This is a genomic window from Pseudohongiella acticola (genome assembly GCF_001758195.1).
Lineage (GTDB): Bacteria > Pseudomonadota > Gammaproteobacteria > Pseudomonadales > Pseudohongiellaceae > Pseudohongiella > Pseudohongiella acticola.
Genome location: NZ_MASR01000003.1, coordinates 277862 through 304103, shown reverse-complemented (window position 1 = coordinate 304103; position 26242 = coordinate 277862). Strand labels below are relative to the sequence as shown.

The 26242-nt window shown below is 54.8% G+C and carries 28 protein-coding genes and 1 pseudogene; 19 read left to right on the top strand and 10 right to left on the bottom strand.

Annotated elements, in window-relative coordinates; translation table 11 throughout:
- Positions 1–31 precede the first annotated feature (31 nt).
- From rpmD to PHACT_RS15565, 10 genes and pseudogenes are all read left to right on the top strand, one after another.
- Positions 32–208: a 50S ribosomal protein L30 gene (gene rpmD / locus PHACT_RS15605; RefSeq protein ID WP_317622298.1), complete on the top strand. Its 177-nt coding sequence runs from the start codon at positions 32–34 to the stop codon at positions 206–208.
- Positions 209–211: 3 nt separating this feature from the next.
- Positions 212–634 (top strand): annotated as a pseudogene (rplO, locus tag PHACT_RS15600) (50S ribosomal protein L15); the annotation flags it as partial.
- A 79-nt stretch (positions 635–713) separates the two neighbouring features.
- A complete protein-coding gene (gene secY, locus PHACT_RS15595; RefSeq protein WP_070119190.1) occupies positions 714–2033 on the top strand; it encodes a preprotein translocase subunit SecY in 1320 nt (439 codons plus the stop codon).
- A 56-nt stretch (positions 2034–2089) separates the two neighbouring features.
- Complete coding sequence (gene rpmJ / locus PHACT_RS16115; RefSeq protein WP_083264754.1) at positions 2090–2206, top strand: 50S ribosomal protein L36; 117 nt, start codon at positions 2090–2092, stop codon at positions 2204–2206.
- A 107-nt stretch (positions 2207–2313) separates the two neighbouring features.
- Entirely contained in the window at positions 2314–2670 is a 357-nt protein-coding gene (rpsM, locus tag PHACT_RS15590) for a 30S ribosomal protein S13 (RefSeq protein WP_070119189.1), read from the top strand.
- Between the two features lie 70 nt (positions 2671–2740).
- On the top strand, positions 2741–3139 hold the full coding sequence (gene rpsK, locus PHACT_RS15585) for a 30S ribosomal protein S11 (RefSeq protein WP_070119188.1): 399 nt from the start codon (positions 2741–2743) through the stop codon (positions 3137–3139).
- A gap of 70 nt (positions 3140–3209) precedes the next feature.
- Entirely contained in the window at positions 3210–3830 is a 621-nt protein-coding gene (gene rpsD, locus PHACT_RS15580) for a 30S ribosomal protein S4 (protein ID WP_070119187.1), read from the top strand.
- A gap of 66 nt (positions 3831–3896) precedes the next feature.
- Positions 3897–4895, top strand: coding sequence for a DNA-directed RNA polymerase subunit alpha (locus PHACT_RS15575; protein WP_070119186.1), 999 nt, complete (start codon positions 3897–3899; stop codon positions 4893–4895).
- A gap of 48 nt (positions 4896–4943) precedes the next feature.
- Complete coding sequence (gene rplQ, locus PHACT_RS15570; protein WP_070119185.1) at positions 4944–5339, top strand: 50S ribosomal protein L17; 396 nt, start codon at positions 4944–4946, stop codon at positions 5337–5339.
- A gap of 111 nt (positions 5340–5450) precedes the next feature.
- A complete protein-coding gene (locus PHACT_RS15565) occupies positions 5451–6629 on the top strand; it encodes a pyridoxal-phosphate-dependent aminotransferase family protein (RefSeq protein WP_070119184.1) in 1179 nt (392 codons plus the stop codon).
- 26 nt (positions 6630–6655) lie between these two features.
- Here PHACT_RS15565 and lspA read toward each other — a convergent pair whose 3' ends face one another.
- The 4 genes from lspA to glpK form a co-directional block, all read right to left on the bottom strand.
- Positions 6656–7174, bottom strand: coding sequence for a signal peptidase II (gene lspA, locus PHACT_RS15560; protein ID WP_070119183.1), 519 nt, complete (start codon positions 7172–7174; stop codon positions 6656–6658).
- 118 nt (positions 7175–7292) lie between these two features.
- Entirely contained in the window at positions 7293–8087 is a 795-nt protein-coding gene (locus PHACT_RS15555) for a DUF1499 domain-containing protein (RefSeq protein ID WP_070119182.1), read from the bottom strand.
- Between the two features lie 23 nt (positions 8088–8110).
- Positions 8111–8737 carry a histidine phosphatase family protein gene (locus tag PHACT_RS15550; RefSeq protein WP_070119181.1) on the bottom strand — a complete coding sequence of 209 codons (627 nt, stop codon included), beginning with the start codon at positions 8735–8737 and terminating at the stop codon, positions 8111–8113.
- Positions 8734–10263, bottom strand: a complete 1530-nt coding sequence (gene glpK / locus PHACT_RS15545; RefSeq protein WP_070119180.1) for a glycerol kinase GlpK — start codon at positions 10261–10263, stop codon at positions 8734–8736. The genes PHACT_RS15550 and glpK overlap by 4 nt, the downstream gene beginning before the upstream one ends.
- A 71-nt stretch (positions 10264–10334) precedes the next feature.
- On the opposite strand from glpK, the gene glpD reads away from it, so the two are divergent.
- The 3 genes from glpD (at position 10335) to PHACT_RS15530 (ending at position 14909) form a co-directional block, all read left to right on the top strand.
- Positions 10335–11870, top strand: a complete 1536-nt coding sequence (glpD, locus tag PHACT_RS15540) for a glycerol-3-phosphate dehydrogenase (protein WP_070119179.1) — start codon at positions 10335–10337, stop codon at positions 11868–11870.
- A gap of 3 nt (positions 11871–11873) precedes the next feature.
- The gene (locus tag PHACT_RS15535; RefSeq protein ID WP_070119178.1) at positions 11874–13280 is read left to right on the top strand and encodes a 1-acyl-sn-glycerol-3-phosphate acyltransferase; all 1407 of its coding nucleotides are present in this window, start codon (positions 11874–11876) and stop codon (positions 13278–13280) included.
- 231 nt (positions 13281–13511) lie between these two features.
- Entirely contained in the window at positions 13512–14909 is a 1398-nt protein-coding gene (locus tag PHACT_RS15530) for a methyl-accepting chemotaxis protein (RefSeq protein WP_139141597.1), read from the top strand.
- Here PHACT_RS15530 and PHACT_RS15525 read toward each other — a convergent pair whose 3' ends face one another.
- Entirely contained in the window at positions 14910–15326 is a 417-nt protein-coding gene (locus tag PHACT_RS15525; RefSeq protein WP_070119177.1) for an SMI1/KNR4 family protein, read from the bottom strand.
- Between the two features lie 5 nt (positions 15327–15331).
- Positions 15332–16126 carry a class I SAM-dependent methyltransferase gene (locus tag PHACT_RS15520; protein ID WP_070119176.1) on the bottom strand — a complete coding sequence of 265 codons (795 nt, stop codon included), beginning with the start codon at positions 16124–16126 and terminating at the stop codon, positions 15332–15334.
- Positions 16127–16227: 101 nt separating this feature from the next.
- Here PHACT_RS15520 and PHACT_RS15515 point away from each other — a divergent pair, with 101 nt between their 5' ends.
- Positions 16228–16911 (top strand): alpha/beta hydrolase, encoded by a 684-nt coding sequence (locus PHACT_RS15515; RefSeq protein ID WP_070119247.1) that lies wholly within the window; start codon positions 16228–16230, stop codon positions 16909–16911.
- Here PHACT_RS15515 and PHACT_RS15510 read toward each other — a convergent pair.
- Positions 16905–17345: a DUF2214 family protein gene (locus tag PHACT_RS15510; protein ID WP_070119175.1), complete on the bottom strand. Its 441-nt coding sequence runs from the start codon at positions 17343–17345 to the stop codon at positions 16905–16907. The genes PHACT_RS15515 and PHACT_RS15510 overlap by 7 nt on opposite strands.
- A gap of 15 nt (positions 17346–17360) precedes the next feature.
- Positions 17361–17717 carry a glutaredoxin gene (locus PHACT_RS15505; RefSeq protein ID WP_070119174.1) on the bottom strand — a complete coding sequence of 119 codons (357 nt, stop codon included), beginning with the start codon at positions 17715–17717 and terminating at the stop codon, positions 17361–17363.
- Positions 17718–17916: 199 nt separating this feature from the next.
- Between PHACT_RS15505 and PHACT_RS15500 the strand changes: the two genes are divergently transcribed.
- The 4 genes from PHACT_RS15500 to PHACT_RS15485 all read left to right on the top strand — a co-directional run bounded on the left by PHACT_RS15500 (position 17917) and on the right by PHACT_RS15485 (position 23813).
- A complete protein-coding gene (locus PHACT_RS15500; protein ID WP_169819497.1) occupies positions 17917–18546 on the top strand; it encodes a TetR/AcrR family transcriptional regulator in 630 nt (209 codons plus the stop codon).
- Between the two features lie 275 nt (positions 18547–18821).
- The gene (locus PHACT_RS15495) at positions 18822–20615 is read left to right on the top strand and encodes a thioredoxin domain-containing protein (protein WP_070119172.1); all 1794 of its coding nucleotides are present in this window, start codon (positions 18822–18824) and stop codon (positions 20613–20615) included.
- 165 nt (positions 20616–20780) lie between these two features.
- Positions 20781–22052, top strand: coding sequence for a serine hydrolase domain-containing protein (locus PHACT_RS15490; RefSeq protein WP_169819496.1), 1272 nt, complete (start codon positions 20781–20783; stop codon positions 22050–22052).
- Positions 22053–22070: 18 nt separating this feature from the next.
- Positions 22071–23813, top strand: coding sequence for a sensor domain-containing diguanylate cyclase (locus tag PHACT_RS15485; protein ID WP_070119170.1), 1743 nt, complete (start codon positions 22071–22073; stop codon positions 23811–23813).
- Between the two features lie 28 nt (positions 23814–23841).
- Here the strand turns inward: PHACT_RS15485 and PHACT_RS15480 are convergent, their stop codons facing one another.
- A complete protein-coding gene (locus PHACT_RS15480) occupies positions 23842–24666 on the bottom strand; it encodes a glycosyltransferase family 2 protein (protein WP_070119169.1) in 825 nt (274 codons plus the stop codon).
- The gene (locus PHACT_RS15475) at positions 24663–25616 is read right to left on the bottom strand and encodes an FkbM family methyltransferase (protein WP_070119168.1); all 954 of its coding nucleotides are present in this window, start codon (positions 25614–25616) and stop codon (positions 24663–24665) included. The genes PHACT_RS15480 and PHACT_RS15475 overlap by 4 nt, the downstream gene beginning before the upstream one ends.
- A 213-nt stretch (positions 25617–25829) precedes the next feature.
- On the opposite strand from PHACT_RS15475, the gene PHACT_RS15470 reads away from it, so the two are divergent.
- The gene (locus PHACT_RS15470; protein ID WP_070119167.1) at positions 25830–26237 is read left to right on the top strand and encodes a hypothetical protein; all 408 of its coding nucleotides are present in this window, start codon (positions 25830–25832) and stop codon (positions 26235–26237) included.
- Positions 26238–26242: the final 5 nt, after the last annotated feature.

Here is a 26242-nt window from a genome sequence, read left to right as displayed (position 1 = left end):
TATGGCTAAGAAATCAGCAAGTAAAGATACAGTGGGTACCGTCAAGGTGACACTGGTTCGCAGCCCCATCGGTACGATGGAAAGACATCGTCAGTGCCTGGTAGGCCTGGGACTGCGTCGTATGCATCAGACCGTTGAACTGCAGGATACACCTTCGGTTCGCGGCATTATCAACAAAGTCAGCTATATGCTGCAGGTTGAGGGATAAGTCATGCAATTAAATACTCTGAGTCCAGCACCCGGTAGTACACAGGCGCCCAAGCGCGTAGGTCGTGGTATTGGCAGTGGCTGGGGAAAAACATGTGGTACTGGTCATAAAGGTCAGAAGTCACGCAGCGGCGGCACAGTACGTCCGGGTTTCGAAGGCGGTCAGATGCCTTTGCAGCGTCGACTGCCGAAGTTCGGTTTTTCATCACGTATCAGCCGTATTACCGGTGAAGTTCGCACCAGTGAACTGAATGTGATCGAAGCTGATGTGATTAATGTTGAGACGCTGCGAGCGGCCAACATCATCAACGGCAGCATCAAGCGCGTTAAGGTAATGCTGTCTGGTGACGTCACCAAGGCTGTCACTGTTGAAGGTCTGCGTGTTAGCAAAGGCGCCCGTGCAGCAATTGAAGCAGCCGGCGGCAAAGTGATTGACGTGGTGGTGCCGGATTATGTCGGCAAGAAAAAGACCAAAAAAGCGGTAGCGCAAGGCTGATTTAAACAAAATGGCAAAAAAACCTAACATGAGCGGTGAAGGTGTAGGCGCAGGTCTCGGCGAGCTAAAAGCGCGTCTGTTGTTTCTGTTGTTTGCCATTTTGGTTTATCGGATAGGAACGCACATTCCGGTGCCGGGTATTGATCCGGCACAGCTTGCGAACATGTTCAGTCAGAACGAGGGCACGTTCCTGGGTCTGTTCAATATGTTCTCGGGCGGTGCACTTGAGCGAATGAGCATCGTGGCACTCGGCATCATGCCGTACATTTCTGCGTCGATCATCATGCAGCTGCTGAGTGCGGTCAATCCACACCTGGCACAGCTCAAGAAAGAAGGCGAGTCAGGTCGCCGCAAAATTACTCAGTACACGCGCTATGGTGCGCTGGTGCTGGCTCTGGTTCAGGGCACTGGCATGGCCGTAGGTCTGCTCGCCCCGATGGCCTATAACCCTGGGCTGGGTTTTACCTTCACCGCCATTGTGTCGCTGGTGACGGGTGCCATGTTCATGATGTGGCTGGGTGAGCAAATCACCGAACGTGGCGTAGGTAATGGCATATCAATGCTGATTTTTGCCGGTATCGTCGCAGGCTTGCCCGCTGCAGTCGGAAACTCGCTGTCACAGGCGTACGAAGGACAGATAAGTGGGCTGCTGTTGCTGGTTGTGGGCATCATTGCCGTCATCGTGATTGCAGGTATCGTGTTCATTGAACGCGGCCAGCGACGCATCACGGTCAACTATGCCAAGCGCCAGCAGGGCAACAAGATGTATCAGGCGCAGTCGAGCCATCTGCCGCTGAAAGTGAACATGGCGGGTGTGATTCCGGCGATTTTCGCCAGCAGTATTTTGCTGTTCCCGGCCTCAATCGGGCAATGGTTTGGGCAGTCCGAAGGGGCTGAATGGTTACAGGATTTTGCATTGATGATTGGTCCGGGTCAGCCCCTGTACGTGATCATCTTCAGTGCCATGATTATTTTCTTCTGCTTCTTCTATACGGCGCTGGTGTTCAACCCCCGTGATGTGGCAGATAACCTGAAGCGTTCAGGTGCGTTTATTCCGGGTATTCGTCCCGGTGAGCAGACAGCGCGCTACATTGACGCTGTGCTGACTCGATTGACAATGTTTGGTGCGATTTACATCACCATTGTTTGTTTGTTGCCGAACTTCTTCCAGATGATGGCCAACGTGCCGTTTAACCTGGGTGGGACAGCGCTTTTGATTGTTGTGGTGGTGAGCATGGACTTTATGTCACAAGTGCAATCCCATCTGATGTCGCACCAGTACGACTCTCTGATGAAGAAGTCGAATCTGGGCACTTTTGGTCGCAATTGAAGATTGACTAGCGGTGCCGGACCTTAAAGCCCCGGCCGCTGAATGGAGAGAGAAACGTGAAAGTCAGAACATCAGTTAAAAAAATCTGTCGCAAATGCAAAGTTGTCAGACGCAACCGTGTTGTGCGGGTGATCTGCTCGGCGGAGCCCAGACACAAGCAGCGTCAGGGCTAAGTATCTGGTTGATTTTTATATCGCCAGAGTATATCCTTTGCGCCCCTCAATTGGAGGGGGTATTGGGTCTCTGGTACATGAGTAATTTACAAGATTGGAGTTAAACTATGGCACGTATTGCCGGTGTCAACATACCAGATAACAAGCACCTCGTAATTTCCCTGGAGTACATCTTCGGGATAGGCGCGACGCGCGCCAAATTGATTTGCGAACGTGTCGGTATTGCTCCCCAGACCAAGACGAACTCTTTGTCCCCGGAACAACTGGACAATATTCGTGCGGAAGTTGGCAAGTTTACTGTTGAAGGTGATCTGCGTCGCGAAGTGTCAATGAGCATCAAGCGCCTGATGGACCTCGGTTGTTTCCGCGGTATCCGTCACCGTCGTTCATTGCCGGTTCGTGGACAGCGTACCAAGACGAATGCCAGGACCCGTAAAGGCCCGCGTAAGCCGATTCGTAAATAAGTTGTAATGACCCGCGCAACAGTGCGCGGGTTCGAGAGATAAACGCTTTAATCTGATTCAGGAATTATCTATGGCAAAGCCAGCAGCTAAAGCAGCCCCAAAGAAAAAGGCGCGAAAAGCGGTTGTGGACGGGATTGCATTTATTCATGCATCCTTCAATAACACTATCGTGACAATCACTGATCGTCAGGGTAACGCCCTGAGCTGGGCCACCTCTGGTGGTTCAGGTTTCCGTGGCTCACGTAAAAGCACACCGTTTGCTGCGCAGGTTGCTGCTGAACGTGCCGGTAAAACAGCGATCGAGTTGTATGGCCTGAAAAACCTTGATGTCAAGGTGAATGGTCCTGGCCCGGGTCGCGAATCAGCCGTGCGTGCGCTTAACGCATGCGGTCTGAAAGTCGGCAACATCACGGATGTTACCCCGATTCCACACAATGGTTGTCGACCCCCGAAAAAGCGCCGAGTCTGACGCTTATTCACCGGATCAGTTATCGCTCATCATGGCTTATTGCCGAGAGTAAGAATACAGGAGTCAGTCTATGGCCCGTTACCTAGGCCCAAAATGCAAGCTAGCTCGACGCGAAGGAACAGATTTGTTCCTGAAAAGCGGCGTACGCCCGCTGGAAAGCAAGTGTAAAGCAGAAACCATCCCCGGTCAGCACGGTGCACGCCGTGGCAGACTGTCAGATTATGGTGTACAGCTGCGCGAGAAGCAGAAAGTACGTCGTATGTATGGTGTTCTGGAGCGTCAGTTCAGCTCTTACTACAAAGAAGCAGCTCGCCGCAAAGGCGCAACCGGTGAGAACCTGTTGCAACTGCTGGAATGCCGTCTGGATAACGTTGTTTATCGTATGGGCTTTGGCTCAACTCGTGCGGAGTCCCGCCAGTTGGTGTCACATAAAGCCATCCTGGTAAACGGCGCCGTGGTTAACGTGCCGTCATACCAGATAGCGCCCGGTGATGTGGTTTCCGTGCGTCCGAAAGCGAAAGAGCAGCTGCGTATCAAGTCAGCGATGGATCTGGCTGGCCAGCGTACTGCAGTGGAGTGGCTCACTGTGGATACAACGAAACAGGAAGGGCAGTTTACCCGAAAACCTGATCGCGCTGATTTGTCTCAGGATATTAACGAAAACCTGATCGTAGAGCTTTACTCCAAGTAAGTCCTGAGGGACTAAACAGATAAGGCAGTAAAGAACATTACCAGGCTAATTGTTAAGGGTGAAACCATGCAGATTTCGTTGTCGGATTTTCTTACACCACAGTTGATAAAAGTCGAAGAGTTTGACAAGTATCACTCCAAAGTGGTGCTTGAGCCCCTGGAGCGTGGTTTCGGCCACACACTGGGTAACGCATTGCGAAGAATCCTGCTGTCCTCCATGCCCGGTTGTGCAGTGGAAGAAGTTGAAATCGACGGCGTTGTTCACGAGTACAGCAGCATCGAAGGCGTACGTGAAGACGTCATCGAAATTCTGCTGAACCTGAAAGGCGTGGCGATTGTACTTAATGGTCAGGACGAAGCAGTTCTGAACCTGAGCAAGAAAGGCTCAGGTGCGGTAACGGCGGGTGACATCGTGGCCGATCACAACGTTGAGATTGTCAATCCCGAGCACGTGATTGCCAACCTCAATGATGCCGGTGAACTCAACATGCGCATTACTGTGCGAAAAGGCCGTGGTTATGTACCGGCTGATTCACGCAAGAGTGACGACGATGAGACCCGTGCAGTTGGCCGTCTGGTACTGGATGCGTCTTATAGCCCGGTTCTGAGTTGCGCCTACTCCGTGGAAAGTACCCGCGTCGAGCAGCGCACTGACCTGGACAAGCTGGTAATAGATCTGCGTACCAATGGCACGATTGATCCGGAAGAGGCTATTCGTCGTGCGGCCACCATTCTGCAGCATCAGCTGGCAGTATTTGTGGATCTGCAAAGCCAAGAAGCCGCGGCACCGGAAGAGCCAGAAGATGAAATCGATCCTATTCTGTTGCGTCCGGTAGACGACCTTGAGCTGACTGTACGGTCGGCAAACTGCCTGAAAGCAGAAGATATTTATTACATAGGTGATCTGATTCAGCGTACGGAAGTAGAGCTGCTGAAAACCCCGAACCTGGGTAAGAAGTCACTGACTGAAATCAAAGATGTGCTGGCGACCCGTGGTCTTTCCCTGGGTCTGCGTTTGGAGAACTGGCCACCTGCCAGCCTGCGTACAGAAGACAAAGCCAATTAATCAAAGTTAGTCAGCCGTGAGGCTGCTGTTGGAATAGGAATAGTAGATATGCGTCATCGTCATAGTGGACGTCAGCTGAACAGAAACTCTTCTCACCGCAAGGCCATGTTCCGAAACATGACCACGTCGCTGGTTGAGCACGAGCTGATCAAGACTACCGTCATTAAAGCCAAAGAGCTGCGCATGGTTGCTGAGCCGCTGATCACACTGGCTAAAACAGATAGCGTTGCTAACCGTCGACTCGCGTTTGCGCGTTTGCGCAGCAAAGAAGCGGTAGGTAAATTGTTTAGCGACCTGGGCCCGCGTTATCAGGATCGTCCCGGTGGTTATATCCGTATCATGAAGTGTGGCATCCGTGCCGGCGACAAGTCGCCTATGGCTTACGTTGAGCTGGTCGGCCGTCCGAATGGCGCTGACGCAACAGCAGAGGCATCAGAGGATTGATTCTCTGAACCCGGGCGCTGTGTCATCGCCTGATTCGATTGTCGAAACAAAAAAGCCGGGCTTGTCCCGGCTTTTTTGTTTGTGTTTTCCCCATTGCAAAGGGAGTATGTCATGAGCAAGAGTTTTTTCCCGCCTCAGCGCACACTCATGGGCCCCGGGCCATCTGATGTCAGTCCTCGTGTGCTGGCTGCGTTGTCACGTCCCACCATTGGCCATCTGGATCCGGAGTTCATTGGTTTGATGGACGACATCAAAGGTCTTCTGCAAGCTGCTTTCAAAACCGGGAATGAACTGACATTGCCAGTGTCTGCGCCAGGTTCTGCCGGCATGGAGGCCGTGTTCAGTAATCTGCTGGAAGCGGGTGACAAGGTTATCGTTTGTCAGAATGGGGTGTTTGGCGGGCGTATGCAGGAAAACGTCGAGCGCTGTGGCGCCACCGCTATCATGGTGCAGGATGACTGGGGTCTTCCGGTTGACCCGGATAAACTGGAACAGGCTTTGGTAAGCAACCCGGACGCTGTTGCTGTCGCTTTTGTACATGCAGAAACCTCTACCGGTGTCCGCAGTGACGCGCAGGCCCTGTGCGCGCTGGCAAGGCAATTTGACTGCCTGGCTATTGTGGATGCGGTTACCTCTCTGGCGGGCATAGAGTTGTGTGTGGATGACTGGGGCATTGATGCAGTTTATTCAGGCACACAGAAGTGTCTGTCCTGTGTGCCCGGGCTGTCCCCGGTCAGCTTCAGTGAACGTGCCATTACACGCATACGTAACCGCCGGCAGCGAGTGCAAAGCTGGTTTCTGGACATGAATCTGATCATGGACTACTGGGGCGGGGACAGCAAACGCAGCTATCACCATACGGCGCCTGTTAATGCCATGTATGCACTTCATGAATCGCTATTGATGGTGCAGGAAGAAGGGCTTGAGGCGGCATGGGCCCGTCACGACCACCATCACCAGGCCTTCGTTGCCGGCATTGAGGCGCTTGGCCTGAGTCTTATCGTTTCACCAGACGCCCGTCTGCCGCAACTGAATGCTGTTGAGATACCACCCGGCATCGATGAGGCTGCTGTTCGCAGGCATCTGCTGCAGTCATGGAATCTGGAAATAGGTGCCGGTCTGGGAAGTCTGGCCACTAAAGTATGGCGAATCGGGCTGATGGGGCACGCAGCAAATCAACAGAATGTGTTGCTGTGCCTGAGCGCGCTTGGGAGTACATTGCAGTCCATGGGAGCAGCGGTAAACCCGGACGCTGCAATGGCAGCGGCACATGAATTCTACTCTGTTTAGTCCACCGGAATTCTTGCGGCCTATTCTTAGTCGCGGTGCCAGAACAGGCCAATAAACAGCATCGGCCAGAGCCCGATATGAACAAACGTATCCGCGGTATTAAATATGTAATGCCAGAAGGGGATGCCGCGAACATCAATAAAGTCGATCACACTGCCATACACAAGACGGTCGAGAACATTGCTGAGACCGCCGCCGGCAATAAAACCGAAGCACAGGTATTCATAGACCCGAACCCGTTTGCTCAGCACCAGATAAAGCACCAGAGCGGAAATCAGCAGCACGCTGAAGGCCGCGAATATCCAGCCCTGTCCCTGTGCCAGACCAAACACACCGCCAAGATTGCGAATGTGTGTGAAATATAAAATTGAGCTGATTTCTACGCTGGTACCCAGAGGGATGCGGGTGTTGATCAGGTAGCTACCGAGCTGTGACAAGGCCAGACAGCTTGCGCTGATAATGCCAAACCAGGTCAGGTAACGCGCGCGCTGTGTGGCAACCTCTGCGGTCAGTAAGCTACGTAAGGATGATGAGTGGCGTGACATTCTTGTCTCCAGTCACCCGATCTGAACACTTTCAGGTGACTTGCAATTGGTATCCGGCGGCAAGCTTAACGGAAGCCGCCGCCGGTTGTCACGCAAAAGGGGCGGGCGCCAGACTAATTCAGAGCTCGTTGTAGAAAGCGCGCAATCGTGCAGCGTTCTTGCCAACGTCACTCAGGCCGACGCGTGACGTCGAGCGTGCATCTACTTCGGTGCCGGCGGCCGTAGGCTGAATACGAATGACAACATCGTCTTTAAAGCGGAACCAGAAGGTTGTGTCTGTCGCTTCGATGCGACCAGCGTCGGCATCCTGTGCGACCAGTTCCCAGCCCAGTGCATCAACTGCCGCCAATGCCCGGTCAAATATTGCCGACGCAGGTTCGTCGTAGGTCTGCGTGATCACATCGGGATAGGCGGCCTGTTGACGCTGAGCATGTTCTTCCGGTGTCATGTTGGGGTTGCCGGTACCGTACACAGTCGGGTTACTGGTGTCACCGCGTAGTGGCAGCACGGCGACAAACTGGGGCGGATCTACCAGATCGGTGCTGATGTCGTGAATGGGAGGAATATCAGCGCCCTGTCCTGGCAGGTACGATTGCGGCACGTACCAGGCGATGCCAGCGGCAACCGTGGCCAGTGCAGCCACTGCCACAAGACGGGCAGCGCCCTGCCGACCGATGACAGCAACAAGTATGGTGATGGCAGCGCAGCCTACTGTTATCCACAGCACAAATGGCTGTGCAGAGCGCAGGATTGTGAAACCCTGCCGAAAATCCCACCAGCCGGTCCAGACGCCAACAGGGGCGGCCAGGGCAAACAGGGCCAGGCCGAGACCCGCGAACGCGGCCAGAGCGGTCAGTATTCGTAGAAAGCCGGGTGTAGTTCCTTGGGTAGACCCCAGATTGTTATTGTTCATGCGAGACTCCGATATTCACCTGTTCAGGCGATTGATGGGTAAGGTTGATTGGCATAAAGCGTTATACGTTGATTGCCGTCATGATGGATTTCAATTGTACTCAAGGCGCAGTTGTGCATGGCCGGTGGTTGCCAGACCTGCGCCAGTGGTCGTTGTTCAACAGAGCTGAGAATGGTTTTTATCAACAGACCGTGACTGACGATGGCAATGTTCTGTGACTGGCTTTCCGCCAGTATCCTGTTCAGCCGCGTCATGGCCCTCTGCTGGACCTGGGCAAAGGTCTCTGCGCCTTTCAGCACAAATGTATCAGGTTTGTTCCAGAATGCATCGTATTGCTCAGGGAAGTCCTGCCGCAGGTCCTCATACAGCCTGCCCTCCCAGGGACCCATATGAATTTCACGCAGATGGTCACAGTACATAATGGGCAGACCATGATTAGCAAAGGCGATGGCAGCGGTTTCACGCGTACGAACACTGCTGCTGCAATAGATTTCGTCGATGTTCAGTGCACTGAGTATAGCCGGAAGCGCGAGGGCCTGGGCTTTACCTGCCTCGGTCAGGACGGATTCCTGTTGACCCTGCGCACGCCGCTCTTTGTTCCAGTTGGTTTCACCGTGACGGATAAGGTGAATACGTCTGGGCGCGCTCATGACGAGGTCTCCTGATCTAAAGTCTGTCTGCTGTGGTCACTGCGTGTGCGTTGCACGGCGTCAAGCCAGCGTGCGTAGTGCCGATCTCGCCAGTCTTTGTTTTGCGCGGGCGTGAAAGAGCGTTCCAGCTGCCACAGACGGCTAATGTCGTCCAGCGTTGAATAGAACCCGCACTGCAACCCTGCCAGGTAGGCCGCACCCAGCGCCGTGGTCTCGGTTATCTGTGGGCGATCGACCTCGCAGCCGAGCAGGTCGGCCAGCTTCTGAACAACAAAATTATTGGCAGCCATACCGCCATCAACGCGAAAGGTGGTCGGGCGCAGACCATCAGACTCCATCGCCTTCTGCAGATCCTTGGTCTGGTAGCACACGGACATCATTGCGGCGGTCACGATGTCGGGAATGCCTGTGTCGCGGGTCAGGCCATATATGGCGCCTCGGGCATCGGGATCCCACCACGGCGCGCCGAGACCGGTAAACGCGGGTACAAACATAAGCGACAGTCCAGCCTGTGCCTGTGCCGCCATGGCCTCGGAGTCGGCCGAGTCAGCAAAAAAGTGCATCTTGTCACGCAGCCACTGCATGGTGGCACCGGCCATGAAGATACTGCCCTCCATGGCGTAACTGACCTTGCCTTCGAGTCGGTAGGCCACTGTGCTCAACAGGTTGTGGCGTGACTGCAGTACTTTTTCGCCGGTGTTCATCAGCAGAAAGCAGCCGGTACCGTAGGTACTTTTGGTCATGCCCGCAGAGAAGCAGGCCTGCCCGAAAGCGGCCGCCTGTTGGTCGCCGGCGATGCCGCCAATGGGGATGGCATGACCAAGCCATTTCCGGTCACTGTTGCCAAAATCTGCCGCGCTGTCCAGAACCTCAGGCAAGAGGGAAGCCGGGATATCAAACAACGCCAGCAGCTCCGGATCCCATTGCTGGGTGTGAATGTTGAACAACATGGTGCGCGACGCATTGCTGGCATCGGTGCAATGCCGCTGGCCATTGGTCAGGCGCCACAGCAGGAAGCTGTCAACGGTGCCAAATGCCAGTTCCCCAGCTTCGGCCGCCGCCCGTGCACCTTCCACATTGGACAGAATCCAGTTGATTTTACTGGCTGAAAAATAGGCATCGGGGAGCAGGCCGGTGCGCTCCTGAATGAGCTGGCCACGTCCTTCATTGATCAGTCTGGTTTTGATGGTCTGGCAGTACGCTGCTGTGCGTCTGTCCTGCCAGACGATGGCGCGATGAATCGCCTTGCCAGTCTTGCGGTTCCAGATGACGGTGGTTTCACGTTGGTTGGTGATGCCGATGGAGGCAATATCCCCGGCATCGAGCTGGCCGGCACTCAGGGCGTCACGGCAGCTTTGCAGACAGGTCTGCCAGATATCTTCCGGATCATGCTCGACCCAGCCATCATTAGGATAGTGTTGTTCAAAATCATATTGTGCAGAACTGACCGCTTTGCCTTCGCGCGAAAAGATGATGGCACGACTGCTGGTGGTGCCCTGATCAATTGCTAGCAGGTAGTGACTCATGTTCGCTGTCCCTCATTTTTTGGCATGGTACTATACCCTAAATTACAAATCCTGTTTTCCGAGGCTCGATTATGGTTGTTTCGTCGGTGGCTGATTCAGCTACATTACCGCGCAACGTTGATCTGTTGGTCGTGGGCGGTGGCATCAACGGCGCTGGCATCGCTGCTGATGCGGCCGGGCGCGGTCTGTCAGTGCTGTTGTGTGAGAAAAGTGATCTCGGCGGTGCCACGTCATCTGCCAGCACCAAACTTATCCATGGGGGGCTGCGCTATCTGGAGTACTACGAATTCAGACTGGTGCGGGAGTCGTTGGCAGAGCGGGAAACATTGTTGAGCTCGGCGCCACATATTGTCTGGCCATTGCGGTTTCGCCTGCCTCATCAACCCAATCAGCGGCCGGCATGGATGATCCGCGCCGGTCTGTTCCTGTACGACTACCTCGGCAAGCGAGTCACCCTGCCAGCGTCCAAAGCCATTCGTTTTGGCGACAACAGTCCCCTGGTGGCCGGGTTCAGTAAAGGTTTCGAGTATTCGGATTGCTGGGTAGACGATGCCCGGCTGGTTGTTCTTAATGCGATGCAGGCCCGGCGTCATGGCGCCGTGATCAGAACCCGAACGGCGTGCAACAGCCTGTCGGCAATAACTGATGCCGGTGGTCAGTCAGCCTGGCAGGCGACGTTGACTGAGACTGATACCGGTGTCCGGCACCAGGTGTCGGCGCGCTGCGTCGTCAACGCGGCCGGGCCGTGGGTCAGTCAGCTGGGTAAGAAACTGTTGCCGGAGGCGTCAACCGAACCCGTGCGATTGGTCAAAGGCTCCCACATTGTTGTGCCACGGGTCTACGACGGTGACGAGGCCTACATGCTTCAGCATAGCGATGGTCGGGTAATTTTTGTGATTCCCTACGAAAACGAGTTTTCGCTGATCGGAACCACCGAACAGGATTTTTCCGATGACCCCGCTGAAGCCAAAATTTCTCCCGAGGAAGTGACCTACCTGCTGGATATCGTCAATCAGTATTTCCGCAAAGGTCTGAGTGAAAAGGACGTCAAACATCACTTCTCGGGCGTCCGGCCTTTGATTGATGAGGAAGTGGAGAACGCCAGCAAGGTGTCGCGCGACTATACACTTGAGCTGGACATGGCGCCGGCCCCCCTGCTAACGGTATATGGCGGCAAGATCACCACCTATAGGCGGCTGGCAGAAGCGGTATTGCACAAACTGTCGTCAGTGTTTCCCGACATGGGTGATGACTGGACAGCAAATGCACAATTGCCGGGCGGTGAGTTCGACTCCCAAAAAAGTCTGTCGGCTGAGTTGTCGGCCGAATACCCCTGGCTCGAGCCGGCCCTGCGCGAACGCTGGGTCAGGCAATACGGGCGGCGAGTCAGCGAGATCCTGGCCGGGGCGGAAGACATGACGGCGCTGGGTGCCTGCATTGGCCCGGGCCTGTATGCCTGTGAAGTCGACTACTTATGTGCGCAGGAATGGGCCCGTAGCGTCGATGACATTTTGTGGCGACGCACCAAACTGGGTTTGTGGTTTGACGACGCAGCACGTGCCAACCTGGAGGTTTATCTGCAGGCGCACGCGACTCAGGGCTCGTAAATTATGCTCGACGATAACGTCAGCCTGCCGACCTGGCTCTACGTTCTGCTCTGGGCTGCTGCCGTGTACGCCGTTGTCGTCAGTGTGCTTTATCCCAGTGTACGCTGGTTTGTCCGGCGGCGTCTCAATCGCGCCGTTGAGCGGTTGAATACCAGTTTGAGTATCAAGATCAAACCCTTTCAGCAAACCAAGCGGCAGGAGCTGATTGACAGGCTTGTGTTTGATCCCCAGGTACTGGCGTTGATAGACAGCCAGGCACGTGAGACCAATGTGCCGCGGGAAGCTCTGCTGCTAGATGTTAAACGTTATGCCCGGGAAATTGTGCCATCGTTTAACGCGTACGTTTACTACCAGCTGGGTTACTGGTTCGCCAAAAAAATATCGCGATTCCTGTACCGGATTCGTGTTTCGGCTGTTGACCAGACTGTGCTTGAAACACTGGACAAGAATTCAACGGTCGTGTTTGTCATGAACCACCGCAGCAATATGGACTATATCCTGATCTGTTATCTGGCAGCGGAACAGGTAACGTTGTCTTACGCCGTTGGCGAGTGGGCGCGCGTATTTCCGCTCGAATCCATCATTCGGGCGATGGGTGCCTTTTTTGTGCGACGTGGCTCACAGAACCCACTGTACAGAAAAGTACTGGGGCGTTATGTGCAGCTGGCTACCGACTCGGGTGTGTGTCAGGCGGTGTTTCTGGAAGGTGGGCTGAGCCGTGATGGCAATGTGGCGCAACCCAAGATCGGGTTTCTGGACTACATGCTGCGTCACTACGATCATCGCAAACACCGGAACATCACGTTTATTCCAGTGGGTATCAATTACGACAGGGTTATTGAAGACAAGAACCTGATGCACTGGGATGACAAGAGTCGGCGTTTTACCAAGTGGCAGACATTCTCCAGGGTATTGCGTTTTCTGCGGGTCAATATATTCTCCGATTCGCGCAGTCGTTGGCAGCGCTACGGTTACGCTGGCGTTAATTTTGGTATACCGATTGATATGCGCAAATACTGTGAAAAACACAGGCTGCTATTTGCCGACTTGCCACAGCGTGATCGTATTCCGGCGGTGACTGCGCTCGCTGAGCACCTGATGCAGGCAGTGCGCTATGTGATCCCGGTGTTGCCGGTACCGGTGATCGCAACCGTATTCACCAGGCAAAACCACCAGGGCATGCGGTCGCTGGATATTGTGGCCGGTTGCGACGATATTATCGATGACATGATTGCAGCAGGTGCGGCGATCCGGGACGAACAGAAACCGCGACAGAAAACCATTGCAGCAGCGCTGGAAAACTTGCGTCATCGCCACATATTGCTGGAAGAAAATGATGTTTACCGGGTTAATCCGGAATTTGAGAAGCTGATCCATTATTATGCAAATTCGATAATACACTGGCGTTAGTTTTCGCCAGCTGTATTTTACCTGCTGTTATTCGCCTACTGTCAGTGCGATTCTTCCTGCGTTGCACTTTTTTGGTGCCTCCTGCGTCCGGTTCCGCTGGTTTCTGTTAATGCTGCCTGTCGCTGCTAAGGCTCTCTGCCGTATTGCCGATACATTTCCGGCAAGGAATGGGAGCTGGCACCTTGTTTGCTTTGTTGATAACAGGACTTTACAGAATAAGGACGAACCTTCATGGGTATATTGAAGCCGCTGCGCAAACGTAGTGCTGTGGATGAGGCACTTGATGCGCTGTCCACAGACCTGAATCTGACTGATTATCGAGGCATTGACAGTGCCGCCGGGCAGTCGCTGATCAGATTGCAAAAGAAGCTGCATCAGCGTATTCAGGGTGGCGTTGCAGCCGCAGTGGGCATTGCCGCTCAGGCGCCGGCCTTGTCTGCGATCGCGCATCAGACCATGCAGACGGGGTCGCAGTTGGCGCAATCTTCCGAAGCCATTGCCAGCAGTAGCGAACAGGTTACCACTGCAATCGAGTCGGAGCTGATTCCAGCCACCACCGATGTCGCCAGGTTGTCGGCTTCGGTCGCCAAGGCCGTGCGCAATTGCGAAACCGACAGTGAACAGGCTGAGAACAGCATCACCCAGGTCAGTACCACCGAGCAGCACCTGGCGCAGGTGATAACCAGTCTGCAGGGCCAGCTCGATGAAGTGGTGCGGGTTATTTCGTCGATCTCCAATATCTCTCGACAAACCAATCTACTGGCGTTGAATGCAGCGATCGAAGCAGCCCGCGCGGGCGAACATGGACGCGGGTTCGCCGTGGTCGCAGAAGAGGTCAGGTCGCTGGCCAACACCACCACCGATGCAGCAAGCCAGGTGGCGACGATCATCGAGTCATTCAAGACCGAAGTGTCCGGACTGGGGCGCGCAGGAGAGCAGATGCAGCTGGCGGTCAGCGAAGGCGCGAGCAGCGTCCGCCATATACGCAGTGAGCTCGGCGGCGTCCGTCAGGCAATGGACGACCTCGATCAGAAAGTACATGGCATTGCCGCCAGTACGGAACAGATGGGCATGGCGATGTCGACGGTTAACCGCGATGTGCACACCGTCTCCACCGTGGCGGCTGACATGCAACGCAAGGCAGCCGAGGTCGGTGAGCGCGGTCATGAGGTTCACCGTGAAAGTGACCGCTTACTTGAGAGTCTCGGCAGTTTCCGGCTTCAGGTGCACACTCAGGCCTGTGATGATATCAGCCGCCTGGCGCAGGAACGCGTTCTGCTGGATGGGGGCGTGTCGCAAGCAGAGAATCTCATGCATCAGGCACTGGGCAGGCATGCGCATTTTGAATTGATGTATCTGGTCGGTGCCGATGGCAAGCAGATCAGTGAGAACATCTTTGCGCCTGATCTCGCCGGGCGTGGATCAGACTCGGCAAAAGGTAAGGACTGGAACGGTCGCGACTGGTTTCGGGCGGTTGTGGCAAGCAAATGTGCTCACATCACTGACGTCTACCGTTCGGCGGCGACTGACGATTTCTGTTTTACGATCTCTGTGCCCATTGTTGACGACCGTGGGCGCATAGTGCGTGTGCTGGGCGCTGATGCTCGACTGTCAGCCTTGCTCAATTAGTCAGCATTGTAGCCAGACTTCACGCGCCCAGTGCCAGATGCTGGGCCAGGATTTTGACCCTTGCGGGTCTTTGCCCAGTTTGTTGCCATTCCAGAAACGGACCTCACCTTCGTTGTTGATGCAGTAATACGCGTCGCCGAGCTGACAGACCGGTAGCAGGTAGCGGGGCATGCCATCGTTCCATGCCTGTGCGGCAACGTCCGGCAGAAAGGTGTGTGATCTCGGATCAGTGACGGTAACCGGTTCCAGACTGCCGAAAACCACATCGCTGACTTCCAGCAGGTAGTCACGGAAATCGTCAGGCAATGACATCAACAGCTGTTCTTCTATTTCTACCAGCAGGTCTTCATCAGGCAAATCCAGCGGCACGGGGATTGTCTCGTTACGTTCACGCAACATGTCGACGACGTCTTCCATGGGTTTCAGGCTCCGGGTTTGCGCAGGCGCAGCAGAAACTGGTCCGTGCCGCGGTTAAGTAGAGGGTCAAAAATTGAGCGACGGGGATTGTCGTCGGGGTTGGCCAGCAGGTCACTTTCCGCTTCGACGATAAAACCCGCTCGCGTAATCACGTCAATTGCCTGGGCCTTCTGCATACGGTGCAGGCGGCGGTTATCGTTACCTTCAGTGCCGGTGTGGTCAATAATGCCAATAATGCCGCCTGGTTTGAGCAACCGGTGCAGCTCAACCAGCAAGCCATACGCCCGGGCCGGGCTGCCGTTGTAATAATCGTGCAATATCTGAGACACCAGAATGAAATCGATTGAAGCGTCTGGCAGACCATTGTCGCGGATAGCCCTGTCGACACGAATCACGTTGGTCAGGTTGCCTTTTTCTATTTTTCCGTCCAGCGCTTCGCCCTGAGTCATATCTGTGCGGTCTTCATCGTAACGCGACGCACGCGGTGAGTTTTGTGCATACACGGTGCCGTCAGGTCCCACTGCATGTGACAGCACAAATGTGTAATAACCGCCGGCAGCATAAACATCGAGCGCGGTCATGCCTTCCTGCAGGCCCAGAAAAGTCAGGACTTCAACCGGTTTGCGGGCATCATCACGCATCCGGTCGGAGATGTCCCGGTCGCTGCCGCGCAGGCTGTCGCGCAACGCGTCTGGATCCAGCGAATAAGCCTGGGCACTGCATAACAACATGACCATGGCAATAATGTTGCGCAGTAATGCCGCCGCGGGCCGGATGTGTGCGAGAGGGTTTTTGTTCATAAGTCTGATTATAGTCGATAGCAAGTGTTCAGTCCCCTATAATCCCTGCTGTCATGTATCCGGGCCGAGTGCCTGATCAAAAAATACAGTTGGGGATGTTTATGTCACTTTTACCTGCCATCGTCCGTGAAAGCAATCCGGGAAAGGCATCTGATGCCGCGGTGATCTGGCTCCATGGCCTGGGCGCCGACGGCAATGATTTCGCCGGCCTGGTTCCGGAGCTGCATCTGCCGGCAGAGCTGGCTGTTCGTTTTATCTTTCCGCATGCGCCGTCAATACCGGTAACCATTAACCAGGGTTATATCATGCCGGCCTGGTACGACATTGTGGAAATGGACGTGCAGCGCCGTGTTGATGAAAAACAGTTGCGTGACTCTGCGGCGGCTGTGCATGCCTTTGTTGCACAGCAGGTGGCCGCCGGAATCGATAGTCGACGCATTGTTCTGGCAGGATTCTCGCAAGGCGGTGCGGTTGTACTGGAGGCGGGCTTGAGCTGTCCACAGCCATTGGCCGGTTTGCTGTCGCTGTCGAGTTATTTTCCGACGGCAGACAGCGTTCACATAAACGACGCTAACCGGCAATTGCCGATTCGGGTCTGTCACGGCACAGCCGACCCGGTGGTCAACGAGGCGCTGGGCAAGCACAGTGTCAGTGTACTCGAAACTCTGGGGTTCCAGCCGCAATACAGCAGCTACCCGATGCAGCACAGTGTCTGTCTGGAAGAAATTCGTGATATATCACAATGGTTGCAGACGGTGCTGGCCCCGACGCAGACAGATCAGTAGCCGATGCCCCGGGCCATCAGGTAGGCAAGTACAGGGACGATAAGCAATAGTGGAAATGTACTTTTCTGCAGCCGGAGCACAGAAGCAGGCATTGGTTGTGGTGGGCGTGGGCGGCACAAATACCATGCCGGGTAGATCAGCGTCGCCAGCATGACCAGCACGAGAGCGATCTTGGCATGGAACACCGGGTTGTTACTGAAGAATGCAGCCGGTTTGCCAACGACAAGCCATAACATCAGGCCGGCGCCAACTGAGAGCATTACTGCGGCTGCGGTTAAGCCATAAATTTTACGAAACAGCGCAGCCGGATCAGCAGCATCAAGATTGTCACGGTCTGCATTCATACTGCTGGCTGCCAGCGCCGCGACCAGGATGCCCGCGGCCATACCCAGCGCGCCAAGCAGGTGTAGTGAGCGGAACAGAACTTCAGCCATCGCGGTCTCCGGATGTCAGGGTTGGCTGATTGTAACGCCCTGGTTGGCCAGCAGGCTTTGCAGGCGACCAGCACGCGCCGCCGCCTGGGTTTCGGTATAACCACCAATATTCTCACTACCGACAAACACCTGCGGCAGGGTCTGGCTGCCGCTCAGTTGCCTCAGCTCCGCACGGATCTGCTGGTGTACATGGGTGTCAAGGTAAATGCCTGAGTCCAGCTCAATAGTCTGATGAGGCACCCGCATGCTGTCCAGCAGGCTCTTGACGGCATGACAGTACGAACACCAGGACAGTGAGAACACGGTGACTGGTTTCCCGCCGTGTTGCAGAATTGCCTGAGCGCTGGTGTGAGGTGCTTGAGTCGCTGCCATGAATGCCACCTTTGAGAAAATTTGCGCTATTGTGCCATATCCGACTGTGTTAATCTTTAGTGTTGGATGACAAAAGCAGCCTGGTGGTAGTGTGATATATGGCAGCATGTTGTCATTATATTGAGCTCGATGTGACAGAGCATTTTGTCGGAAACAGAAATCCAGCAGGGTTGTAGAAAGCATGGCCGGTGACAATACAGTGCAAACAAATCAGATTAACGATGAGCCTGACCTGGCGTCCATGGGGCTCAGAGAGCGCAAGAAACTGATTCGACTGCAGCGCATCGTGGCTGCTGCACGCCTTCTTTTCATCGACAAGGGTTTTAACACCACAACAATTCAGGATATCGCCGCGGAGGCTGATGTCGGCCTGGGGACCCTGTACCTTTATGCCAAAAGCAAAGAAGATCTGCTGGTCCTGGTGTTCAAGGATGATATTCTGAAAATGATCGATGAATCGTATGCTGCGATTTCCCCTGGCGCGCCATTAATGGACCAGTTGATGGCGTTTTTTGATTGCCATATCAACTATCACCTGAAAGATCAGGCACTGTCGCGAATAGTTCTCAAGGAATTGTCATTTTCCACAACGGAACAGCGTCGCCGGGATATTGATCAGATCATGAACAGCACCTACGCCAAGTTGATGAAGCTTATCGAACGCGCTCGCCGGGACGGGCGTCTCGATAAAGAGATGTATACCGGCACCATGGCCTGGAGCACATTTGCTCTGTACTACCATCTGCTGCAGGGCTTTTTGTGCGGATTCCATACCGAAGAAGAGTTCCGCAAGAGTCTGCGCAATGCGCTGGCAGCGCTGTTGACCTGAGTCCCTCACCGCCCGCTGCACCGTGACCCATACACATACGGCAACCGGCTGTCGCACGCCATCGGCATCCTGTCGCAGCGCCTCAGTATCTGTCTGATTGCGTTTGACTTTGCTTTCCATAGTGATACGATTCGAAACATGAATGGGCTCATTTTTAGCTGAGTACAGTCTCGTGTCTCATTTTTGGGGGCACAAGGCCGTCAGTAGACAGCAAATAAGAAAGCCAGGACATTTTGTTAGTTCAAGGCATCAGTACTTAATTGTTGGAGGGTACAATGATCAGTTGGTTTCAGAACAAGAGTAAGGCCACGGCCTGTGCAGCGCTGACAGCGCTGTCCCTGGCAGTGGGCGCTGGCACAAGCCAGGCCGCCGATGAGCGTGTGGGCGATTTCGCGCTGCTGGACCATGAGGGTTATTTCCACCACATGGCCTGGTATGACAACAACAAGGCGGTGGTATTTCTGGTACAGGGTAATGGCGCAGCGGAAACCCGAGATGCGTTGTCAGCCTACAGCGAGCTGCAGGCACGCTACGCAGACCAGGGTCTGAAGTTCATGATGATCAACCCGCTGGGCGAAGACCGTGCCGCGGTTGCGGCTGACGTTGCCGCCATGGGCGTAGACATGCCCGTGCTGATTGATGATGTACAGGCAGTGTCAGAGTCTATCGGCATCGAAAATATTGGCGAAGCCGTTATTTTCGACCCCAAGTCTTTCCGTGTGGTTTACCGCGGTGCAGTAGGCTCGGAATTTGCTGAAGCCGTCGCCAGCGTCGCCGCTGGTGAAGCAGTAGCGACTCAGTATGTCGCTGCCGAGGGTACCGAAGTGCAGTATCCCGAGCGGGACATCACCGACGTTTCCTATGAAAAAGACGTGGCACCCATCATTGCCGAAAACTGTGCCAGTTGTCACCGCGAAGGCGGTATTGCACCGTTCGCATTGAACAACCATGCCATGGTACAGGGCTGGTCGCCGATGATTCGTGAAGTTCTGATGACCAAGCGCATGCCGCCAGGTCAGATCGATCCGCACATCAACGAATTCCGCAACAGCTATGTCGTGCCTTTTGATGACCAGCGCAAAGTGCTGGACTGGATTGCCGCCGGTTCGCAGAAAGATGGCAGCACTGATCCGCTGGCCATGCTGGAATGGCCACCAACCGAGTGGGCGTTTGGTGAACCTGATTACGTGATCGAAGTGCCCGAGCAGGCAGTTCCTGCTACCGGTGTACTGGATTATCGCTATGAGTTCATCCCCATCAACCTGCCCGATGGCAAAGATCGTTATGTCAAGGCAAGTCAGTATATGGCGGGCGACCGCACTGTTCTGCACCATACGCTGAATGCGTTGTTTGGCCCTGGCGTGCGTCCAAGTGGTAATGGTTTTGTTGCTACGCCCGATCCAAATATGGCCTACATTACGCCGTACATCCCCGGCGCGGCGCCTTATGTTGAAGAGCCAAACACGGGTGGTCTGCTGGAAGATGGTTCTACTATTGCGATTCAGCTGCACTACACAACGACCGGTCGTGAGACTTCCGATGCCAGCCGTATTGGTCTGTGGTTCTACGACGACGATGAAATTCCGGAAGAGCGCATGACGGGCGAGTGTGCCTGTATCTTCACGCCAACCTGGACTGAAATCCCGGCCTATGATCCGAACTTTGAAATGTCGGCTCAGATCGAGATTCCGGCTGATGCCTATCTGCATAGTTTCCTGCCGCACATGCACTTCCGCGGCAAGTACATGCGTTTTGACGCGCATCTGCCAGATGGTACCGTGAAGCCTCTGATTAACATCGCCAACTATAACTATAACTGGCAGATGGAGTACAAGCTGGAAGAATCCATGCTGGTGCCTGCTGGTACGCGTATTGTGGCGACGGGTGCATTTGACAACTCTGAGCAGAACAAGGCCAACCCGGATCCGTCGCGGAATGTGCCTTGGGGTGACCAGAGCTGGGACGAAATGTTCTTCGGTCAGGTTTACTACAAACTGGCTGACCAAAGTGTCTACGCAGCCACTGAAGATGAATCAGCGGACGCCAATCTGGTGAGCGCGGCTCAGTGATTCGTTGATCCTGATTTCGAAGGCAGTATTGCTTCGGGATAAGCGGGGTTAAAAACGATGATGGAAAAGGGAAGCAGCAATGCTTCCCTTTTTTTATGGCGCTTGTATCACCGATCCGGCTGGTGTAAAACAATGCCATGTCTGGCTCCGGGTGTTGAAATTATCATGAACTTATTTGTTATCCGCCGTGTCTACAAGGCTGTGCTCACGTCAGTGAGTATGGCGGTTGCGATGAGTGTGACCGGACCGGTGTTGGCACTGCCACGGGCCGAGCCCGAAGCTTCCGGATTCTCACCGGCGCGGCTGGCACTGATCACCGAAACCTTACAGCACTATGTCGATGCCGGGCATATACCGGGTATCGTGGCCGGCATTGCCCGTCATGGGCAGATCGTTTATCTGGAAAGTATGGGCTGGCAGGATGTGGAACAACAGATCCCCATGCGTCCCGATGCCATGTTCCAGATTCGCTCCATGAGCAAACCCATCGTGTCGCTGGCGGCCATGCAGTTGATTGAGGACGGCCAGCTGAGTCTGCAGGATCCGGTTGCCCGCTATATTCCGGTCTTTTCAGGCATGACGGTATCTGACAACGCGGCCGACCCTGATGCCGTCACGCGAGCGTCCTCGCGGCAGATCACCATCGCTGATCTTTTGCTTCATACCAGCGGTCTGAGTCATCGCAACAGCAGCCTGTATCGGGAGCGTGGCGTGCGTTCGCGTGCAGACACCCTGGCTCAGCTGGCAGAAAAAGTGGCGCAAGTGCCGCTAATCGCAGAGCCGGGGATTTTGTGGAATTACAGTATCTCGACCACCATACTGGGGCGGGTAGTCGAAATAGCCTCCGGGCAGCCGCTGGATGATTATCTGCAGACAGCAATTTTCATCCCCGTGGGCATGCGCGACACTGGCTTTTATGTGCCCGATGATAAAATCGACCAGTTGGTGCAGGTTTATGGGTTAGGCTCCCAGGGCATGCAGCGGCAACCTGACATGAGCGTTCCGATCACGCGCGACCCGCCATTGCTTGAAGGTGCGGCGGGTCTGGTCAGCACGGTGCCGGATTACCTGCGGTTTCTGCAGGTGTTCATGAACGACGGTACACTCGACGGACAGCGAGTGCTCGGCAATGCCGGCGTCGAGCTGATGACCACCAATCAGCTGCCCGCCGACCTGCTGCCAATCGCATTGAATCCGCAACGTCCCATGCGGGATCTGGGTTGGGGGTATGGGTTCAGCGTCGTCATCGATAACACCGAAAGCGGTTTTGCCCGCAACAACGGGGAATTTGGCTGGAATGGCTCTCTGGGGACATTCTCCTGGGCGGACCCTGAAACTGGCACCGTTGCCGTGCTGATGATGCAGATAGAGCCGTCAGGCGCATTTAATTTGTCAGCATTGTTCAAGTCTTTGCTGTCTCAGTCGATAACCCGATAAATTCCGGGAATCAGTCTAATGGTCAGTGTCGTTCGCGCAGCGCAGTTCATCTTCGGCCTGCTGCTGTGGGCGTTGCTCGCAGCCGGGCAAGTGAACGCACAGGCGTTGCCCGCCGTCGACATTAACTTGCAAGATGCAACGCGGTTGGTCGGAATAGCTGAGTTCTCGGTCAGCGACGCTGCGGTGTCGTTAGAGGAAGCCCGGCGTCTGGGTTTCCAGACCTTGTGGCCGACTGACATTTCCCGCGGTCTGACAAATAAAGTGCATTGGCTCCGGTTCAGTGTTGTCAACAGTGCCAGCCAGTCGATGGGCTGGGTATTTCACGGGGACAGTAACTATCTGGATAACATGCAGGTGTATTTTCGTGATCGCGGGGATACCGGCGTTGCCCGCGCTGTCCCTGAGTTCGGCAGTCGTCTGCTGACTGATCAACAGCCTTTCTCGTCCAGAATGCTGGACTATCGCAAACTGGCCTTTGAGCACGACACGCCCGCAGGGGCGGTCACAGACGTTTATGTCGCGCTGAGCTACGAGCAGGCAGATGCCATGAGGCTTGAGTTCTCGATTTATGAGCGACGCTATTTTGATGATCGCAGTCGCGCTGAGTATCTGCTGTTTGGTGCCTGGTATGGCGTATTGTCCGTATTGTTGCTGGGATCACTGATGCTGGCGCTGATCATGCGCCAGCCAAGTGCCGCCTACTACGCGGCGTTTGTTGGCAGCACAATGTTGATGTGGGGCCTGCTCAATGGCGTGGGCTTCCAGTATTTGTGGTCAGATAATGTGTATTTGCAGAACCAGGGGTTCCACCTGGCCTATCTGTTATTTGCGTTCTGCGCCTTTCAGTTTTCGCGACATTTTCTGCGCCTGTCAGATGTAATGCCGCGTATCAACCGTGCGATGTGGTACGCGCAGGCGTTGATGGTGGCGGCTGCTGCGCTGCGTCTGCTTGGCAGTCATGACATTGTGTTGATGCTGTCTTATCTGGCGCTGGCATCGACGTTGTCATTACCCATCGTGGGCCTGCGGGCCTGGCAGCGTGGTGTGAGGCATGCGCGCTGGTTTTGTGTTGCCTGGTTGATGTATTCACTGACGCTGACGCTGGCTGTACTCAATGCGGCGACATCGTTTCCGGGCTGGAGCATGGACGCTGTGTTGGCAATGGTACAGGTCAGCACGTCGGTTGAAGTGCTGTTGTTGATGGTGGCCATTGGCGAGCGCGTCATGCAGATAGACAAAGAGCGGCGCGAGGCGCTGAATCTGGCGCACAGGGACCCGTTAACGGGTCTGGGCAACCGGCGTCTGTTAGTGGAAACGTACCAGCGTCTGGTCAGGCGCTTTGAACAGACCGGTGTGCCGGTTTTTCTGGGGCTGATCGATCTGGATGAATTCAAGAGTGTCAATGATCGATACGGTCATGATGCCGGTGATGTTGTTCTGTGCCGGCTAGCGGATATTCTGCAGCAGCATAGTCGCGGCGATGACACCTGCATTCGCTATGGTGGGGACGAGTTTGTGCTGTTGCTGCAGGCCGACAACGTAGAAACCGTGGAGCAGATTGTTGAACGAATCCGAATCCGCTTCTCCGAGCGGCCGACTCTGTTTGGCGGGCAGATGATTCGTCATACTTTGAGTGCGGGCGTCATAACAGCGATCGATCAGAATGTCAGGTTGTCACCTGCAGAAATCCTGATGAAAGTTGACCTGGCACTTTACGAGGCAAAAGACGCGGGTCGCAACCGGACCATCGTGCGCGCCTGAGGGTTGCTAAACGATTTCCTGAACTGCCTTATTCTGCCTCTTGCTGCTTTGTAATGCCATGGTCTGTCCAGTAAACGCCATTTTTTGCATTTTCCAGACGCAGTGATTTATTTGCCTTCACGGTGGCCGGGTCTTTGTAACCGCGCTTATGATCCAGGTGGATAACAATGGCGTTATAGCGCACGTGTTTGGGCTTGATGCCGAGGTTGATCAGTCGTACACCGAACTCCCGATCGAGTCCTCCCCAGGCCATGCGCTCATCAAAACCATTGATGTCGAGCACATCCTGGCGCCACGCTGAACCGTTGGAGCCTTTGAAGTTGCATCGGGTCGGCGTTAAACGATTGAACCACCTGGCGCGTTTCGGGCCGGCAGTCAGTTTGCTGTTCTTGTAGCTTGCAGGCAGGTCGTGCTGCTTCAGCCATGACAGGTCAAAACAACGGCCACTGAGCACGTCATCGCGGTTGATGCGAGTGCTGGTAGACATGGGGAGCTTGTGATAGCCGCCGGAAAGGTAGTAACCCGGTTCAGCTTCACGGGCGTGTACTGCGAGGAAATCGCAGCGTGGAATACAGTCCCCGTCAGAAAACACCAGATAGTCACCGCTGGCACTGGCGATGGCCTTGTTCAGAATGGCGCATTTACGAAAACCTTCGTCTTGCTGCCAGATATGTTTGATATCCAGGCCGGTTTCAGAGCGCAGCTGGTCCAGCAGGGCGCGAGTCTCAGGTCCTGACCCATCATCTCCGATAATCAGTTCGAAATCCGTGTGAGTCTGCACACTGTAGCCCCAAATGACCTTCTCCAGCCAGGCCGGGGAGTTGTAGGTCGTGACAATAACGGACAGCTTCATGAGTTTTCTCTCTCAGGGTCTGCGGCGATACCGGGCGCCTCTCCGGGTGTCTGCGTTGTCGGTTGAGTCGATAACAAAAAGGCGGAATTCATCCGGTTATGCAGTATACGCCGGTAGCCTCGCTGTTTCAGCAGGGCAAAAATATCTTCCTGCCACAAATGCGGCGAATTTTCGATGATGATGAGTTTTGCCAGTAGCGCAGCGGGGGCATCTCTAAGATAAGGGCACATGGCCTTGTCTTCGGCACCCTCGATATCGATTTTAATAACATCAATGGCATTGATCTGCTGCTCCTGCAGTACGCTTAACAGGGGCTTGCAGTTGATGGTCACCTCAGTCCTGCGCGAATCAGCGTTCCCCAGGCGTGAGCGGTTGTTATTGGTGATGCTGCTGGCGCCCAGATTACTGCTGTCCAGTTGCAATACAAACTGACTGTCAGCGTCAGCGATGCCTATGTCCAGGACAGTCAGAGCGGTGGCATTGGCAGGCGATTTATTTGCTGCGGTATTGAATAATAGGCGTTGTCGCGTCGCCGGGTTGGGTTCAAATGCCAGAACACGGCCGGCTGCACCGATGACCTGCATGGCGCTGAGTGTGTACAGTCCGATATTGGCGCCGATGTCCAGGAAAACGCCATTGGCTGGCAGGCTGTCCTGTAACAGCCTGCGCTCCTGACGGTCGTAGCGCCACGGCGTGAAAACGAATTTTTTCTCGGAATAGTTGTCGGTGAATTGACATCGCAGCTTCATTCCGCCGACGCAGATGTCGACAGGCAATGGCGTCAGTTTTGTCATGATTTTTCGTAGTACGGGTGCCAGCAACCGGCTGCTGCGCGGGCCGTGTTCGCGGTGACACAACGCCAGCAACCAGCCCAATACGGGGTTCGGTCGATAACTGCCGAATGGCTTCAGGTCCTGTCTGACGGGGCTGTTTTCTTGTGTCGGGGTCATCCGGTTTGGCTCTTGTGGTCTGGCCTTGTGGTTTGTTCTGGATAGGGTTCGCGCCAGAGCGGTGTCAATCATGTCAGTGCGCGCTGATATAGTCCAGTTCAGGACAAGTCAGCGCTTGCCTTTGCTCGCCAGTGACTTTAGAGTTTCCCTTTGCGGCGAATTCAACCAGAAGCGGGTCTTGGCGAGGACATTATGCGAGTACAGCGGTACAGTATGTCATTCAAGTTTGTCCTGGTTCTGATTTCTGTGGTGGGCCTGGCGGCGTGCAGCGGCACAGCAGGTTATCTGGCACCGCCGGCAGATGAGCGTCTGGTGCCAGAAATCACTACCGAAGGCACCAAATTTTTTATCCTGCAGCGTGATTATTTGCGACCGGACCAGGGCCGTGGTGCTGCCAGCATGGATCGTACACGCGGGCGGGACGATGATCTGTTGATGGGGGAGCGCTACATCGAACAGCGACTCACGCTGATCATGGAAAGAACAGCGTATTGCCGGGAAGGGTTCTTTGAACTGTACCGGGAACAGACCCTGAACAGCTTTTCGGTAAGGGGAGAGTGCCGGGAAGATGCCACGGAGGCTGATCGGGAGCGTTTCTCGTCGGGCCCCATCCCTCTTTAAATACA